Genomic DNA, 16,738 nt, shown 5'->3' on the forward strand with positions numbered 1-16,738 from the left:
TTTGATGCAAGGATTGTCGAGGGCGACGCACCCTACAAATACCAGGGCTGTTTCATTCTCAGGAAAACGATGATTTTGTAGGGGTAGTGGATGGTGCGTGCCTACCCTCTTCGTCCACGATTTTGTATGTGTTTCAGAGATTGGGGCGGGCACTCTTGGCACCGCCCCTACAAGAGAATGAAACAGCCCTGCTACAAATACTTAATTTAAATATGAGTTTTTGAACAAGCCCATGAATTTCCGCTTCCGACTGTGTACTTCCATCAGTTGAGCGCGATAAGCACACCACTCAACATTTCGCCCAGCTTGTATATAGGCAGCACGGGCTTTTTCTAGCCACTCGATCGCACTATCGTACTCGGCTGATTTCATTTGATTTAGAATCGATTCAGCGCGGCGACTAGCATTGACGATTACCCAATCGGGGCGATGGGGAATTGCCGCCACCATCACTCGATGAACCAATTCTGAACCGTAGGATGTGTCAACAAGGGCGATCGCCTCTTCAATTAGTTTCTCGTGCAGAAAAATATCAACCTTCGCTTCGGTAGAATTGTAGTTGTGAGTTGCTCTTAAAATTGCCAATAAATCTGCTTTCAAAGTTGACAAATTATCCCCTGATAACTCCTGCAATGAAAGATAATCATTCAAAGAAGGTTGAATTTCAAAAACTTTCTTTTTAGCATTAAAAGCAGATTCTTTTTGACCCAATTCATCTGCTAAGTCACTCATGCAAACTGCCAGTTTGTAGGTAGATTTGCCGGGTAGATTCAACCCAGTTTGACAAATCTTGAGAGCTTCTTCTGAGTATCCGTCTTCTTGTAAAATTTGAACTAGAGCAAAAGCTTCTTCGACTGATGTCATCTCGGTTGTGGCAGCTTCCACAGCTTCTTCTATTCTCCCCAAACGAGCTAACATCGTCAGATATTGTTGAATGCAGCCTTCTGCTTTGGCTAGGTATAAGTATTCTTGGTTGCGATTCTGCCGATCGAGAATTTGCAATCTAGTCAAGGTTAAGTCACGAGCGCAATCTGGTGGATCGACAGCCCAAAGTCCTTGTCCGGTAAGGTTTCCTTCTAGTATCTGCTGGAGTGGCGGGTAGTCCCAACCTTGGCGTAAAGCTTCCAAGCTCATACTGAAATCACAATCCCATTCATCTTTCCAACCTTCTAACATCACCTCGAAATCTATTTCTTCTTCAGCAGTTAGATCTGCCGTCAAAATGGCTTCTGTCCAAGCTTCATCTAAAACATTAGTAATTTCATCACTGTCAAAACAATATTCTGCTACGTCGTCCCAATCATCAACACAACCTGAGGTAATGGCTTCTAAAATTACTAAAGCGTTTTTGCCGTCTCCATGTTCGCTGAATTCCTGGGCTTGCTGAATCAGTTCTAAAATTTCTTCTGTAATCGGGTCTTCTTCATCATAACCATATTCATCCTCCCAATAATCCCGAGCTTGTCGGAAAATTTCTCGCACTTGTCGCCGAAAAGGAGCAGGATCGATCGCACTTTGCCGATGTGTTTTCGTGGGTTGCTTTGTGGGCCCCGACACAGCGTTTGAGTTGACGTATAGTTCGATCGCACTTATCAGTGACGGTTCGTTGTCCACTAAATGCTCTATTAACTCATAGATTTGGGCGTCGTTGAGTCGAGAGAGCAAGTCTTCCAGCGTTTCGCCCCGTTCAATTTTTTCTGGTTCTCGCAGGCACAAAAACAGCGTAGCGATAATGTGTTTGCACCATCCATCGCCATCGTAAGGACAAGTGCAGAATACTGTAGGTGCTAATCCGGCATCAGTAAAGGGCAAGGTAACATCGTAAGGTTCAACTTGAGAACCGTATACTTTTGCTTGCACCATATTGCCGCGGAGGACTGCGCTAGCAACATTGCCACCGAGATAATAATCTTCGGCTCGGTTGAGCGATCGCTCAGAACTGTTATTTTTGACGATCGTTTCACTAAGTTTGGGAATTGGCATCGCACCAGACCTCAGCAATTAAAGGATTAGACTCGATTTTACTTCATAAGTGCACTTGGTTTGCGATATGCAGTCTATTCTGCAAACAGCAGCGGGCATTAAAACTGAACTGTCAACTGCCAAGTATCAACTGTTAACTAATAGGGCGGGCACGGGGGCACCGCCCCTACACACTGTCAACTTTTTAATATTCTTTGATGTTAATCTCAAGGTCGGGGAAGTAAACATTATGCAGCCTGTGCAAACAGCAGTGGGAAATAAAACGGGAGCATCTTAGTTTTGCATTTCATAGTGCGAGCGTCCCCGCTCGCGTGCTTTATAAAGCACGCGAGCGGGGACGCTCGCACTCAAAGAAAAAATGCTTTTTTCAAACAAGAGATGCTCCCAATTGAACCCTCAACTGTCAACTGTCAACTATCAACTGTCAACTGTCAACAGTCAACAGTCAACCCTCAACAGTCAACTATCAACTGTCTAAAATTCTTTGATATTCTTGAGTTTGGATGCCAGCTAGTTCAAAGGCAGCGCTAAGATGGTTAAGCACTGTTTTGCACTACTCTCATGTCCCAACGCGCCAAAACCTCACACAGCCAGCCAAGTGCATCCCACAACGGGCATCAGGTGACGACTTCTAACTCCAACAGCCAAAATACGATTCGGATTCGCGGTGCGAGACAGCACAATCTTAAGAATATCGATCTGGAACTGCCGCGCGATCGACTGATAGTTTTTACCGGTGTCTCTGGTTCCGGTAAGTCTTCCCTGGCTTTCGATACAATTTTTGCTGAGGGACAGCGCCGCTATGTTGAGTCTCTCAGCGCCTACGCCCGCCAGTTTTTGGGACAGTTGGACAAGCCGGATGTGGATGCGATCGAAGGCTTGAGTCCGGCTATTTCGATCGACCAAAAGTCAACTTCTCACAACCCGCGATCGACTGTCGGCACTGTTACAGAAATTTACGATTATCTCAGATTACTGTACGGCAGAGCTGGCGAACCGCACTGTCCGATTTGCGATCGCTGCATTGCGCCGCAGACAATTGATGAAATGTGCGATCGAGTTATGGCACTTCCAGACGGTACTCGCTTTCACCTTCTGGCGCCTGTTGTGCGCGGAAAAAAAGGCACTCACCGCAAATTATTGTCGAGTTTAGCTTCCGAAGGATTTATTCGGGTGAAAGTTAACGGAGAAATTTTAGAACTGTCGGAAAATATCGAATTAGATAAAAATCATATCCACAATATCGAGATAGTTGTCGATCGGTTAGTTAAAAAACCCGGTTTAGAAGAGCGTTTAGTCGATTCTCTGGCAACTTGTTTGCGACATTCTGAGGGAATTGCGATCGTAGAAGAGTTACCGCCTGACGAAAATTCTGAACCAGCCAATCCACCGATCGTATTTTCCGAAAACTTTGCTTGTCCCGAGCACGGGGCGGTGATGGAAGAACTTTCGCCCCGGTTGTTTTCGTTTAATTCGCCCTACGGCGCCTGTCCCAACTGTCACGGTTTGGGGAGTTTGCGGACTTTTGCGCCGGAGTTGGTCATTCCTGACGAGAAAGCACCTCTTTATTGTGCGATCGCCCCTTGGTCAGACAAAGACAACTCCTATTATCTCTCCTTACTGTGCAGCGTTGCCGATAGTTGCGGGTTTGATATCGACACTCCTTGGTTCCGCTTGAGGCCCGAACACCAGCGAGTGATTTTGTACGGCAACGAGTCAAAACAAACCGCAGAAAGCAAGAAGCGAGACAGCAACGCCAGCGATTTGAGGAGAGATTTTAAGGGCGTAATTTCCATGTTGCAGCGCCAGTACGACGATACTGGTTCTGATTTGATCAAACAGAAGCTGGAACAGTATCGGGTCGATCGCTCTTGCGATGCTTGTCACGGCAAACGCTTGAAACCAGAGGCGCTGTCGGTGCGCTTAGGAAACTATGGAATTGTGGATTTGACGGGGATTTCGATTCGCGAATGTCGGGAACGAGTCAATAATTTAGGATTGAGCGATCGGCAATTTCAAATATCCGATTTAGCCCTCAGAGAAATCAAAGCAAGACTGCAATTTTTGCTCGATGTCGGATTAGATTACCTGACATTAGACCGTGCAGCAATGACGCTTTCCGGCGGAGAAGCCCAGCGAATTCGCCTCGCAACTCAAATCGGTTCCGGTTTGACCGGCGTCCTCTATGTTTTAGATGAACCCAGCATCGGACTGCACCAAAGAGACAACTTTCGCCTGCTGCAAACCTTAACAAAATTGCGCGATTTAGGCAATACTTTGATTGTCGTAGAACACGATGAAGAAACCATGCGCGCCGCCGATCATATTGTCGATATCGGCCCCGGCGCAGGCGTTCACGGCGGCAAAATCATCTCCGAAGGAAGTTTAGAAAACCTGCTAGCGGCAGAAGAATCTTTGACAGGTGCTTATCTGTCTGGAAAACGAGTAATTGAAACCCCGAATGAAAGGAGAAAAGGCAACGGCAAAGCTCTCTCGCTCAAAAATGCGAGTCGCAACAATTTAAAAAACGTTGATGTGGAAATTCCGCTCGGAAAACTCGTCTGCGTGACAGGTGTTTCCGGTTCCGGAAAATCAACTTTAATCAATGAATTGCTCTATCCGTCACTGCAACACTATCTGACAAAAAAAGTTCCTTTGCCACCAGATATGGACGCCCTCAAAACCAGGGGCGAACGCTCTCTAGATGATGTAGTTGATAAGGTAATTGTCATCGATCAATCTCCCATCGGCCGCACTCCGCGTTCCAATCCCGCTACCTACACGGGAGTCTTTGATGTGATTCGGGATTTGTTCTCCGAAAGCATTGAAGCGAAGGCAAGAGGTTACAAAGCAGGGCAGTTTTCTTTTAACGTGAAAGGGGGAAGGTGCGAAGCTTGCGGCGGCCAAGGCGTGAACGTGATTTCGATGAATTTTCTACCGGATGTTTACGTACAGTGCGAGGTTTGTAAAGGTGCGCGGTACAACCGGGAAACGCTGCAAGTGAAGTATAAAGGCAAGTCAATTTCTGATGTTTTGAACATGACTGTGGAGGAAGCTTCGGAAATGTTTAAAAATATTCCCAGGGCGGGCGCCAGACTGGAAACTTTGGTGGATGTTGGCTTGGGTTACATTCAGTTGGGACAGCCTGCGCCGACACTATCTGGCGGGGAAGCGCAGCGGGTGAAGTTGGCTACGGAACTGTCGCGTCGCGCTACTGGGAAAACGCTTTATTTGATTGATGAACCCACGACTGGTTTGTCGTTTTATGACGTTCACCACTTACTAAATGTGCTGCAAAGATTGGTGGATAAGGGTAATTCAATTTTGGTCATCGAACACAATTTGGACGTGATTCGGTGCTGCGATTGGGCGATCGATTTGGGCCCGGAAGGGGGAGATAAGGGCGGTGAGATTATTGTGGCGGGAACGCCGGAGGAGGTAGCGGCAAATCCTCGTTCTTATACTGGGAAGTATTTGAAAGCTGTTTTAGAGCAGCATCCTTTAGGGAGTGCTGTAGCTGTTAGTTAATAGTAACAGTAGTTACAAAGTGTCATAATTAGTAAGGTGCGTCAGATATTTAAACCCTGAATAATCGTTTAAGAAACTTACCTGACGCACACTACACTTAAAATAAAATAAGTCGTATAATAAGTAGAGGCGGTAGCAACTTGAACAAATTATTTGGTTAGATGCAATTATAGAGAAGCTAGCTGTAAAGCATCGCGTTGAAGCTAATGAAGTATAAGAGGTTCTCGGCAACAAACCCAAATTTAGATTTGTGGAAAAGGGCGATCGCGAGGGAGAAGATGTATATCTTGCTTTAGGACAAACCGATGCTGGACGTTATTTAGCAGTGCTGTTTATTTATAAGCCCTCCGATCGCTCTCTAATTTTAAGTGCAAGAGATATGGCAGAAAATTGATATTTAAGCTGAGATATGTGGTTGGATGATAATTTTAGTAAAATAATTCTACGCGATCGCAATATATTTTTACAAATATGATTTTTATGACTTTAATTTATGAACTTTATGAATTGACTTAGTAAAGAGTTTATGTGATAATTTTAATTACAACTTTTAATTATGAGTTATTGACAGTAATGGAAATTCCCAAAAGGGTAATGTTGCAGTTACTTCTCAGATTAACCTTGGTGTAGGAACCAAGAACTGTTCAATGAGTGGTGGAGACAGTCAGACTGCTCCAGAACTCGATCGGCTAGCTCGGAATTTGAGCAAATGGCTAAATTTGCCTATTACCAAGGATAATGTTTAAGATGCTGGAGAGAAGTTTTATGAGAATTCTAATTAGCCCGTATTTTGAAGATCGCCAGCCTTGGAAAATACTTCACAGAGGTCGTTTGGTGAAGCATTGCAGTTATCGGAACTTAAAACAATTAGTCACGGTTATGTCGATAACTTTACTCGTTCTCCTAACGTGCCTAACCGGTTGTACTGAAATTGAGGATATTGCCGTCACACCGGATGGTCGTGTTTTGTTAGTGACGGAATCAGCTAACGATCGAACAGGTGTTATGGAATGTACTGAGATAAAAAGCAATCCACCAGAGCTAAACTGTCGCTCCTATAAGATAAATATAAATACAGCGCAGTAAACTGAAGAAATTTTTCTCGATTTAGGCGAGTAGGAAAGTAGGAAGGGAGCATCCCATTTTTGCTTTCAGATCGCGGACGGTTGCATCAGAATAATATATTTCGATCGGAGCAGTGCGAGCGTCTCGCTCGCGAACCCTGCCGTTCGCTATGGACGCTCGCACTGCGTAAAAAACGCTTTTTACCAAATTGGGATGCTCCCATTGTCTAGGGCGACTTTTGCTCTCATGGTACAAGTTAGCCTAATTCAAATACTGAATATTTTCCGGTTCCGAACTAAAAAATTTCCATTCTCCATTTGATTTGCGTAACGTATGTAATATTATCATCTTATTATCTCTGAAAGGTGAAGGTGGGCCGTCAATCTTTGTGGTTGTTTGTTCGATTCTTACTTTGGCTTCGTTTCCTGAAATTCCCACAATTTCAATTTTTGTTGGTTCGTACTTTAAATTTCTTTTGAAGACTTCTGCAATTGTAATTATTGTTGGTTGAAAACCAGGAGAGTTTGGATCTACTGTCGCCATATAGGCTTCAGTATTTCTTTCATTCAAAGCTTTGAACTGCCGATCGATTAATAATTTGATTGCTGCTTGCTCGCTGGTGTTATCAGCTATAATCTCTGTTGAGGTTATGACTCTAGGTGCGGTTAATTGATTGTTGCTTAATTTCGAGTCAATGTTGCTGGTATAACTGCTAAGGAATAACCCTAAGATTACGGTAGGCAATGCTTTGTTTAAAGCTTGAATATTCAAAAGTGACATGGTAAATATAACCGATAAATTTATAATTCTACGCTAGCATCTACAGCATCTGATGTCAATTTTAATTAGTTAACTATCTTGAACAGTAGGAGACATGGCTATATTGTCTGCTTGTTGCTGCATGAATTCAATGTCCGATCGCAACCAAGTACGGGGCCCGCTGCACTGATGGGCGATTAACAGCCCCCAAAGTCCCTTTGCTGTTAAAATTGGTACTACTAAATTAGCGCGTATTTTCAGGCTCCGCAGAAACAGTCGGTGACATTGGTGGATTGGCTCTGTTTCAATATCTGTAATTGCTCTGACTCGGCCCGCTTCGTACAAAGCAGCGTATTCGTCGTTAAAACACTCGTCTGGGCCAGTAGAACCCAAGATTGACAGTTCGATCGCACTTAGCATCTCACAAGTCACTCGACCTTGCCACTGCCTGTAAAAATAATACAGTACCGCGCGATCGCTCTGCACCACTTCTCGAATGTCGTATAGGGATTTTTCAATTAATACGTCGCGCTTGAGACGATCTGTCAAGCGGTTGACAATTGTTTGCAGGCGATCGCCAGACATGGTAATGACTCCTTAACTTCCTAGTTTTGGCTGAGCTCTGTCTTCAGTTTACCTCTATTAAAGGTAGCAACTGCTAGTATAAGTTTACATCTAGAGTGAAAATTTATGTCTGTGCTAGAAGCTGCTTGGAAACACGAATTTATCGCTACAAACGGCATCAAACTGCACTGTGTCACTCAAGGTTCTGGGCCGCTGATGCTGATGCTGCACGGATTTCCTGAGTTTTGGTATTCTTGGCGCCATCAAATCCCGGAATTTGCATCAGATTATCAAGTTGTTGCTGTGGATCTCAGGGGTTACAATGACAGCGACAAACCTAAGCATAAATCTGCTTATGTGATGGCAGAATTTGTAGAAGATATCAAGGGAATTATTCAAGGCCTTGGATACAAAAGCTGCGTCTTAGTTGCCCACGACTGGGGAGGTGCGATCGCCTGGAGTTTTGCTTATGCTTATCCTGAGATGGTGGATAAATTAATTGTGATGAATATACCGCATCCGGCAAAGTTTGCTGAAGGGTTGCGAACTCGCCAACAATTGCTGAAAAGTTGGTACATCTTTTTGTTTCAGTTGCCATTTTTGCCGGAATTTTTAATTAAGTTGGGCGACTATCGGGCGATCGATCGCGCTTTGCAAGGCATGGCAGTTGACAAAAGCAGCTTTACCCCCTCCGATATCCAAGCTTACAAAGATGCGGCAGCTAAACCGGGGGCTCTGACTGCTACTATCAATTATTACCGCAATATTGCTCGCGGATTTGTCGATCGCCCGCATAGAGAGCTCCTCGAAGTTCCGACGTTGATGATTTGGGGCGAAAACGATCGTGCCCTCGGCAAAGAGTTAACCTACGCAACCGCAGATTACGTGCGGGATTTTCAGATTCATTACGTTCCCAATTGCAGCCACTGGGTGCATCAGGAAAAGCCGCAGTTAGTCAATCGGTACATCAGAGATTTTTTGGTAAGCAAAGCTGTTTGAGTAAAGATGCAGTTTGATTCTCCATCCGTGGCGATAGTCAACATCTTTTAAATAAAAAAATGGTTTGCAAGCAGTGTCGAACAACTGACAATAGCTGCAAAAGCTGCAAAAGCTTGTAGCGCGAGCATCCCGCCCGATCGCCAAATTAAATTTAAATGTATAAGAGCTGACAGCGCTTGATAACGATTATCATTATATTCATGAGTCAACCTACAATCACCGCCGTAGCAGGGCCGCCCGGAAGCGGCAAAACTACCTGGATCCGACAGCAGCTAGCAGCCGAGACAGCACCCGTGCTGTATTTCTGCCCCGGAAGTGGCAATGTGCCGATCGACCAAACCTGCATCGCCGCAGGATTCCCCCAAATCAAAACCATCGCAGAAGGCGAAGAGTCCCTACTCGCGAAACACCTAGAAAACGGCGTTTCAGCCTACATCGAACTCGGATTTCACCTGCAACTGACAACACTAGAAAACCTGCTCCAAATCTTCCCCAGCCGCCGATTTGCTGTAGTCCCGCCAGACATCAAAGACACCGAATGGCATCAATGGGCGGATGTAATTGTCGAGGGAATAGCCGTTAGCGGGGAAGTGGACAAACTATCAATGTGGCGCAGCCCCGCCAGCGGCCAAGTGCTAGATCCCGCCAGCCTAGATATGTTTTGGTACCAAGAAATGACCCAAGGAGCCTACGGCAAAGTTCACAGAGCAAAAGGCATCTTTGACATAGCCGACGGGCGATCGTTCTACTTCGACTTCGCCGCAGCATTTCAAGAAACCGCCCATGAAGAATTGCCACTTCCCCGCTGGCTCGAAGGCCGTCCCCAAAGATTTAGCGGCATAGAAATAGTCGGCGAAAACCTCGATACAACAGCATTAGGACAAACCCTAGAAGATTGCTGTCTGTCGGAAACAATCATGTTGAATTACCAACAACAAGTCAAACAATCACTATCATTAGGAGAATAAACAGCATGAAAATAGCAGTAATGTCCTGCATTCACGGCAACTACGAAGCCTTAAATGCAGTTTTATCAGATATAGACGAACAACAAGCCGAAAAAATCTTTTGTCTCGGAGATTTAGTCGGTTACGGGCCAAATCCCCACGCCGTCGTGGAAATGATTCGATCGCTCGAAATTCCCACCTGCGTCGGCTGTTGGGACGAAGATATTGTCGAAGGTTTGAACTCCTGCGAATGCAGCTATCCCTCAGCTTTAGCCGAAAAAAGAGGCAAATTGGCCCACGAATGGACTAACGCACAAATTCCCTTAGAAACGCGAGAATATTTAGCAACTTTGCCACACAGTTTGCGAGAAGACAATATGTGTTTTGTCCACGGCAGCCCTCACAGCAACCACGAATATTTATTGCCAACAATGGATGCTTTTGCTGCTTTAGAACGGGTATTTTATACAGGTGCTGACGTGCTGTTTTGCGGTCACACCCACATCCCCTACGTCCGCACTTTAGACGCGGAAAAAATGCAGGTAAAGGTTAGCGGGCCGAGCGTTAAAGGAGAGGAAGCTTTAAATTTCACGGCTCCTTTAAAGCGGATTGTGAATGTCGGTTCCGTAGGAGAACCGCGTCACGGTAGACCGAATGCTACTTACGTTATTTACGATACTGATGCCGAACAGGTGACTTTGCGAGAAGTGGAATATGACTATCAAGCAACTTGTGCTGCAATTATTGAAAAAGGTTTACCGCCGATTTTTGCTTGGCGTTTGGCTAGGGGTTTGGAATATGCCGAAAGAGCAGACGATCCGACTCATGTTTGTGAAAGATAGTTAGCAATTGTTTGTAGTAAGGACTTTAGTCCTTATTAACAGTTGTTTGTAGTAAGGACTTTAGTCCTTATTGACTAAGAATCAGAGAGAGGACTAAAGTCCTCACTACGAACAAAAAAGAGGACTAAAGTCCTCACTACGAACCTAAATCTTCGGAAATAAATAAATAATGACAAACTGGGCAATACTAACAGGAATCGAAGGAAATCTGGCTGCTTACGAAGCTGTAGTCGCTGACATCAAGCGTCTGAAAATTCGCGTTGATGAATTGTATATTTTAGGCGATTTAGTCGGCCCTAATCCCGATTGTGAAAAATTAGTTGAGCGAGTTCGATCGCCCAAACGAGGAGAAATCCAACCCCAAGTATGTATCGGGTGGTGGGAAGAGCAGTGTTTTAACTTACACGGAATAGGTTCTAGCCCTGATGCGACAGAATTGCGAGCAAAATACAGTGCAGATACGATTAAGTTGCTCTGGGATTCTGTCAGTCGGAAAACTGTAGAGTGGTTGCGCTCTTTGACTTTTGGCTTCCACGAGTTTGACTGTTTGTTGATTCACGGGAGTACAGTTAGCGCGTCTGACGATCTTACCCCGGAAACTCCGCCACCTGTCATGCTCGATCGCGCAATCCGCGCTGATGCCAATACTTTGTTTTGCGGGCGATCGGGCTTAGCCTTTGAGTATCAATTAGAGAGAAGTATTATCAATAACTCGCTCCAGACTCTTGACTCTCTAGAGCCGCAATCAACGATCTCTGCAACCCCGCGGCGGGTGGTTGGAGTGGGGAATGTCGGTAGGTTGCCCGATCGAGCAACCTATACTCTTTACGACCCGGACACCGATATTGTGAAGTTCAGAAACCTCTCCTACAACACCCGCAAAGGCTTTGGGGCTTAGCCTTTCCCTGTCCCGATGCTTGCAACAATTCCTATGGCTGACGCACTCGCAAGGGTGATAAACCCGGTTTATTGTCACCGGATGACGGAAAGCCTAACTTTTTGTCAAGAAACCCGGTTTCTTTAATTTTGGGTAATTACTCAAGTTTTAGTTGACATAATTTATCAATTAACTTAGACTCCAGATTGTATTGAAAGTAGCGGTGAATCCCATGACTTTTTCGACCTACACTCCAGCCTTGTACCCCAGTCTCAGACAGCAGACTTTCACCTGCCGCCAGTTAGTGCCCGTGCCGTCTAAAGGCTTGCTGCGAATAGAACGGGGTGCTGTCCGAACCGTGACTTGGAGCGAGCAGGGGACACCAATTACGCTGGGATATTGGGGAGTAGGAGATGCGATCGGTCAGCCGCTGTCAGGCGTGCAACATTACCAAATTGAGTGCAAAACTCATGTAGAAATTAGCTACATTCCTGCAAATTTGTGCGATCGATCGTTAGATGAAATTTTCAAACACATCCAGCAAGCTCAAGCATTATTCTACATAGTTCGCACCGAATCCCTGCGCGACAGACTGCTGCAACTATTGATTTGGTTGGGACAAAAATTTGGTCGCGAAGTCGCACAAGGAGTGTTAATTGATTTGAGATTGACTCACCAGGAGCTTTCCGAAGCTATTGGAATTACGCGGATCACAGTAACGCGGCTGATGGGGAGGCTGGAAGAAGAGGGATTTATCGATCGCACTCGCCCTCAATACATTGTCTTAACTTCCCGTTTGTAACATGAGATTTATCTGGAAAAGGGATGACAGTCAAGTGTTTATGAGTCATCAGCTAGCTGAGCAATAATTCTAGGGCTTGCGCTTAAAGCACATCTAAGATACTATGATAATGATTATCATACTCGATCGAGTGCGATACAGGCGATCGTACCTAAATTTTGGCTAGGAAGTGCTATCCACAAGAGCTTTGGGATAATTAGCAGCTTTCTGAACTAACAGCAGGGCCTCTACAATTAATCAACGAGGGACAATGACTAATCTCACTGTACAAACCCCAGATTTAATTTCCGATTTTCCCAAGAGAGGGATGCCAGTAACTATAATTACCGGCTTTCTAGGCAGCGGCAAAACCACTTTACTCAATCAAATCCTCAAAAATCGTCAAAATTTAAAAGTAGCAGTTTTAGTTAACGAATTTGGCGATATCAACATCGATTCGCAGCTTTTAATTTCTACCGAAGATGACATGGTAGAACTGAGCAACGGCTGTATTTGTTGTACCATCAACGAAGGCTTGGTTGATGCAGTATACCGAGTGTTAGAGCGGGAAGACCGTATCGACTGCATGGTGATTGAAACCACCGGAATTGCCGACCCATTGCCGATTATATTGACATTTCTTGGCACGGAATTGCGGGATTTGACCACTCTAGATTCTGTACTCACTGTAGTGGATAGCGAAACCTTCACCACCGATCATTTTGAGAGCGAAGCAGCTTTAAAACAAGTCGCATTTGCAGATATCGTGCTGATGAACAAAACCGATTTAGCTCCTTCAGAAAAAGTAGAAGAATTAGAAGCTTACATTCGCACAATCAAGGAAGGAGCGAGAATTTTACACTCTGAATATGGTGAAGTTCCTTTACCATTGATTTTGGGTGTAGGTTTAACCCAAGCAGATCTTTTCGATAATTTGGAAACCGAGGAAAAACACGAGCATCACGAACACGAACATCATCACGAACATCATCACGAACATCATCACGAACATCACCATCACGGACATCACTCCAATCACTTAGATAATGACGGATTTGTTTCGCTATCATTTCAGAGCAATCGACCTTTTAATATCCACAAATTCCAAGAATTTCTCACCGAAGAAATGCCCTTAGATGTATTTCGGGCAAAAGGGATTCTTTGGTTTGAAGACAGCCCGATGAGACACATTTTTCAACTTAGTGGCGCGCGCTATGAACTAAATGCTTACGAATGGTTGACTCCACCTAAGACTCAACTCGTAGTCATCGGCCGCAACTTAGATACCGCTCAAATTCGAGAACAGCTTAACAATTGCTTAGTTTAAGATTTTGTCAATCTCAGTGTCACGTCCATAGCTAAGAGATTTTAGATTTAATTGCGCCGTTAGTAGTTGCACTTTTTGACAGCAAAAACCGTGTAACTACCAACGGTTGATTTTATATTTTGAGTTATTATTGACTTATAAAAAAACAAACCATTTAATGTTTCATTTTGTGAATCTTGTTATAATCAGATAGCAAATAAAAGTCCACAGCCACTGTTAAACATTTTCACAAACTGCAAGCATGACTTTATCTACTCGTCCAGAATTGACTTCTCCCAATGGTGTAGTGTCATCAATTCCTACCCAATCTCAACCTCCAGTCTCAGATGAAGAAATGAGGCAAGCAGTGCGTACATTGCTGCTAGGATTGGGAGAAGACCCAGACCGCGAAGGGTTGCGAGATACACCGAAACGAGTTGTCAAAGCCTTGCAGTTTCTAACTGGAGGTTATCGTCAATCTCTCGACGAACTGCTCAACGGAGCAGTATTCACAGAAAATGCTAACGAAATGGTGTTAGTGCGGGACATTGATATTTTCAGTTCCTGCGAACACCACATCCTGCCAATAATTGGCAAAGCACACGTTGCGTACATTCCCAACGGGAAAGTAATTGGACTGTCAAAAATTGCTCGAATTTGTGAAATGTACGGCCGCAGATTGCAAGTACAAGAACGCTTAACTGCACAAATTGCGGATGCACTGCAAGGATTGCTAAAACCTCAAGGTGTAGCAGTTGTAATTGAAGCAACCCATATGTGTATGGTAATGCGCGGCGTGCAAAAACCAGGTTCTTGGACTGCGACTTCAGCGATGCGGGGAGTGTTTGCTGAAGATTCCAGAACTCGTCAAGAATTCATGAGTTTAATCGCTCACAAATCAAGCTTTCACTAGCTAGAATTGTCTACAAAAAATTGCCTCTTTGCAGGATAAATCAAAGAAAAGAGAGTCATATTGCATTACCATATTTCTCTCTTTCCCTTTCCTCCCTCTGCGCTCTCTGCGCTCTCTGCGGTTAAAAAAAATCTTACTTGAGGAAATACAACTGTAAATTGAATATGGATCAAAAATATTTGTGGATTGAAGCTTTAAAATTTAACGATCGAGGTTTGATTCCGGCGATCGCCCAGGACGATCGAGACGGTACTATTTTAATGATGGCGTGGATGAACAAACAGTCAATTAAGCAGACTCTAGCTACAGGAGAAGCATACTATTGGAGCCGATCGCGATCGGAATTTTGGCACAAAGGCGCGACATCCGGGCACATCCAAAAAGTCAAACAAATATTTTACGACTGCGACGCCGATACTATTCTGCTCAAAATAGAACAGATTGGTGAAATAGCTTGTCACACAGGCGTGAGGAGTTGTTTTTTCAATTCCGTGGCGCTACCGCTTCGCGCAACAATGCAATAATAATGATAATCATTATTATTGCAGCCAGTTCCTATGTCATCCGCAAATAACGTCGAGTCCGCCGTACCCACTTTAAACGATCGCAATCCCTCCCTCACAACCATCCGTCCCCGCCGCCTCCGCCGCACACCCGGTTTGCGACGCATGGTACGAGAAAATCACCTGACTGTTGACGACCTCATCTATCCGATGTTTGTGATGGAAGGAGAAGGGCAAAAAGTTGAGATTGCTTCGATGCCCGGTTGTTATCGCTATTCGCTGGATTTATTGCTAACAGAAATCGCTGAATGTTGGAATTTGGGAATTTGTGCGATCGCCCTTTTTCCAGTAATCTCAGAAACCAAAAAAGACGACACCGGCACCGAAAGCTACAACCCAGAAGGATTGGTGCAACAAACAGTCAAAGCCATCAAACAAAACATTCCCGAAATAGTAGTAATTACCGACGTAGCCCTCGACCCTTTCACTTCACACGGACACGACGGTTTAGTTGACGAAACTGGTAAAATTCTCAACGATCCGACTGTTGAAGTTTTAGTAAAAATGGCAGTTTCTCAAGCTGATGCTGGTGCGGATATGGTCGCACCTTCCGACATGATGGACGGCAGAATCGGCGCAATTCGCAAAGCCTTAGATACAGCAGGATATATCGATACAGGAATCCTGGCTTATTCGGCAAAATATGCCTCTGCTTATTATGGCCCGTTTCGGGATGCCCTCGATTCTGCCCCAAAGTTTGGAGACAAAAAGACTTATCAAATGGATGCAGCTAATGCACGAGAAGCGCTGAAAGAAGTTGCTTTAGATATCGCAGAAGGTGCAGATATTGTGATGGTAAAACCTGCTTTGGCTTATCTCGATATTATCTGCCAAGTGCGCGAAGCAACTAATTTGCCCGTAGCTGCTTACAATGTCAGCGGCGAATACGCAATGATCAAAGCTGCTGGAAAGTTAGGTTGGATTGATGAAAATCGGATTATTTTGGAGACTTTGACGAGTATCAAACGGGCGGGTGCCGATTTGATTTTGACTTATTTTGCGAAGGAAGTTGCTTTGATGTTGAAATAAGAGATATAGCGTATTCCAAGTTTATGAAGTGTAAGGACACGGCTTTTAGAGTCTCCATAGAAGGCTCGATCGAGCGGGGGTATACTTCATCAATATGGAATCTGCTGTATTTTAAAGCGCAGATAAAGGCAGATAAACGCAGATATTTTCTAGGTATTTCCTCATCCATAGGGACGAGTACAAAATATCAGTGTGGACAAATTTAAGTTGTCGGAATCGCCTTCAGCCGCGAGGCAAACGTATCTAATTTATAAGTCAATACGGTTTACTTAAGACCGCCCTGGGGGTAAAACCCTATTTAAAATAGATACGGAGATTGCTTCGTTCCTCGCAATGACTAAGTAGATGAGTATGAAAATACACAAGTATGTCCGAAGAGAGCGAAACGAAGTGAAGCGAAGCATAAGCCCTAGCCCTTTCAGGGCGGCTTCGCCAACGCAGGGGTTACGGTTGCTTTACGTTCTGTTACATGAACCGATTTATTTACACCCATCTACTTATCTTAAGTGAACCGTATTGATTTATAAGTGAGTTTTCCTGCAAGCGATTTTTTTAGTTTTCACAAGGGCTATCTGCGGGTCA

The 16,738-nt window shown here is 44.6% G+C and carries 15 protein-coding genes; 12 read left to right on the plus strand and 3 right to left on the minus strand.

Translation table 11 applies throughout. The features are described from left to right. Positions 1 to 201: 201 nt before the first annotated feature. Positions 202 to 1,983, minus strand: a complete 1,782-nt coding sequence (locus tag QZ938_RS09650; RefSeq protein WP_293351021.1) for an SWIM zinc finger domain-containing protein — start codon at positions 1,981 to 1,983, stop codon at positions 202 to 204. A gap of 67 nt (positions 1,984 to 2,050) precedes the next feature. On the opposite strand from QZ938_RS09650, the gene QZ938_RS09655 reads away from it, so the two are divergent. The 3 genes from QZ938_RS09655 to QZ938_RS09665 all read left to right on the plus strand — a co-directional run bounded on the left by QZ938_RS09655 (position 2,051) and on the right by QZ938_RS09665 (position 5,905). After that, entirely contained in the window at positions 2,051 to 2,260 is a 210-nt protein-coding gene (locus QZ938_RS09655; protein WP_293153300.1) for a hypothetical protein, read from the plus strand. A gap of 284 nt (positions 2,261 to 2,544) precedes the next feature. Next, positions 2,545 to 5,511, plus strand: a complete 2,967-nt coding sequence (gene uvrA / locus QZ938_RS09660; protein ID WP_293351078.1) for an excinuclease ABC subunit UvrA — start codon at positions 2,545 to 2,547, stop codon at positions 5,509 to 5,511. Positions 5,512 to 5,761: 250 nt separating this feature from the next. Beyond that, positions 5,762 to 5,905: a hypothetical protein gene (locus tag QZ938_RS09665; protein WP_293153294.1), complete on the plus strand. Its 144-nt coding sequence runs from the start codon at positions 5,762 to 5,764 to the stop codon at positions 5,903 to 5,905. Positions 5,906 to 6,837: 932 nt separating this feature from the next. Here QZ938_RS09665 and QZ938_RS09670 read toward each other — a convergent pair. Beyond that, positions 6,838 to 7,356, minus strand: a complete 519-nt coding sequence (locus QZ938_RS09670; RefSeq protein ID WP_293351080.1) for a hypothetical protein — start codon at positions 7,354 to 7,356, stop codon at positions 6,838 to 6,840. A gap of 69 nt (positions 7,357 to 7,425) precedes the next feature. After that, positions 7,426 to 7,920 (minus strand): GAF domain-containing protein, encoded by a 495-nt coding sequence (locus QZ938_RS09675; protein ID WP_293351082.1) that lies wholly within the window; start codon positions 7,918 to 7,920, stop codon positions 7,426 to 7,428. A gap of 105 nt (positions 7,921 to 8,025) precedes the next feature. Here QZ938_RS09675 and QZ938_RS09680 point away from each other — a divergent pair, with 105 nt between their 5' ends. The 9 genes from QZ938_RS09680 to hemB all read left to right on the plus strand — a co-directional run bounded on the left by QZ938_RS09680 (position 8,026) and on the right by hemB (position 16,156). After that, complete coding sequence (locus tag QZ938_RS09680) at positions 8,026 to 8,898, plus strand: alpha/beta hydrolase (RefSeq protein ID WP_293351084.1); 873 nt, start codon at positions 8,026 to 8,028, stop codon at positions 8,896 to 8,898. Between the two features lie 200 nt (positions 8,899 to 9,098). Then, complete coding sequence (locus QZ938_RS09685) at positions 9,099 to 9,866, plus strand: GTP-binding protein (protein ID WP_293351086.1); 768 nt, start codon at positions 9,099 to 9,101, stop codon at positions 9,864 to 9,866. 5 nt (positions 9,867 to 9,871) lie between these two features. Beyond that, on the plus strand, positions 9,872 to 10,687 hold the full coding sequence (locus tag QZ938_RS09690) for a metallophosphoesterase family protein (RefSeq protein ID WP_293351088.1): 816 nt from the start codon (positions 9,872 to 9,874) through the stop codon (positions 10,685 to 10,687). A gap of 169 nt (positions 10,688 to 10,856) precedes the next feature. After that, complete coding sequence (locus QZ938_RS09695) at positions 10,857 to 11,585, plus strand: metallophosphatase (RefSeq protein ID WP_293351091.1); 729 nt, start codon at positions 10,857 to 10,859, stop codon at positions 11,583 to 11,585. Positions 11,586 to 11,796: 211 nt separating this feature from the next. After that, positions 11,797 to 12,366, plus strand: coding sequence for a Crp/Fnr family transcriptional regulator (locus tag QZ938_RS09700; protein ID WP_293153279.1), 570 nt, complete (start codon positions 11,797 to 11,799; stop codon positions 12,364 to 12,366). A gap of 250 nt (positions 12,367 to 12,616) precedes the next feature. Then, on the plus strand, positions 12,617 to 13,672 hold the full coding sequence (locus tag QZ938_RS09705; RefSeq protein WP_293351097.1) for a GTP-binding protein: 1,056 nt from the start codon (positions 12,617 to 12,619) through the stop codon (positions 13,670 to 13,672). 241 nt (positions 13,673 to 13,913) lie between these two features. Beyond that, positions 13,914 to 14,564 carry a GTP cyclohydrolase I FolE gene (folE, locus tag QZ938_RS09710; RefSeq protein WP_293153275.1) on the plus strand — a complete coding sequence of 217 codons (651 nt, stop codon included), beginning with the start codon at positions 13,914 to 13,916 and terminating at the stop codon, positions 14,562 to 14,564. 164 nt (positions 14,565 to 14,728) lie between these two features. Beyond that, positions 14,729 to 15,088 carry a phosphoribosyl-AMP cyclohydrolase gene (gene hisI / locus QZ938_RS09715; RefSeq protein ID WP_293153272.1) on the plus strand — a complete coding sequence of 120 codons (360 nt, stop codon included), beginning with the start codon at positions 14,729 to 14,731 and terminating at the stop codon, positions 15,086 to 15,088. Between the two features lie 33 nt (positions 15,089 to 15,121). Next, on the plus strand, positions 15,122 to 16,156 hold the full coding sequence (gene hemB / locus QZ938_RS09720) for a porphobilinogen synthase (RefSeq protein WP_293351099.1): 1,035 nt from the start codon (positions 15,122 to 15,124) through the stop codon (positions 16,154 to 16,156). The last annotated feature ends 582 nt before the right edge of the window (positions 16,157 to 16,738 follow it).

Origin of the sequence: Microcoleus sp. CAWBG27 (assembly GCF_020883145.1) — a bacterium.
Lineage (GTDB): Bacteria > Cyanobacteriota > Cyanobacteriia > Cyanobacteriales > Microcoleaceae > Microcoleus.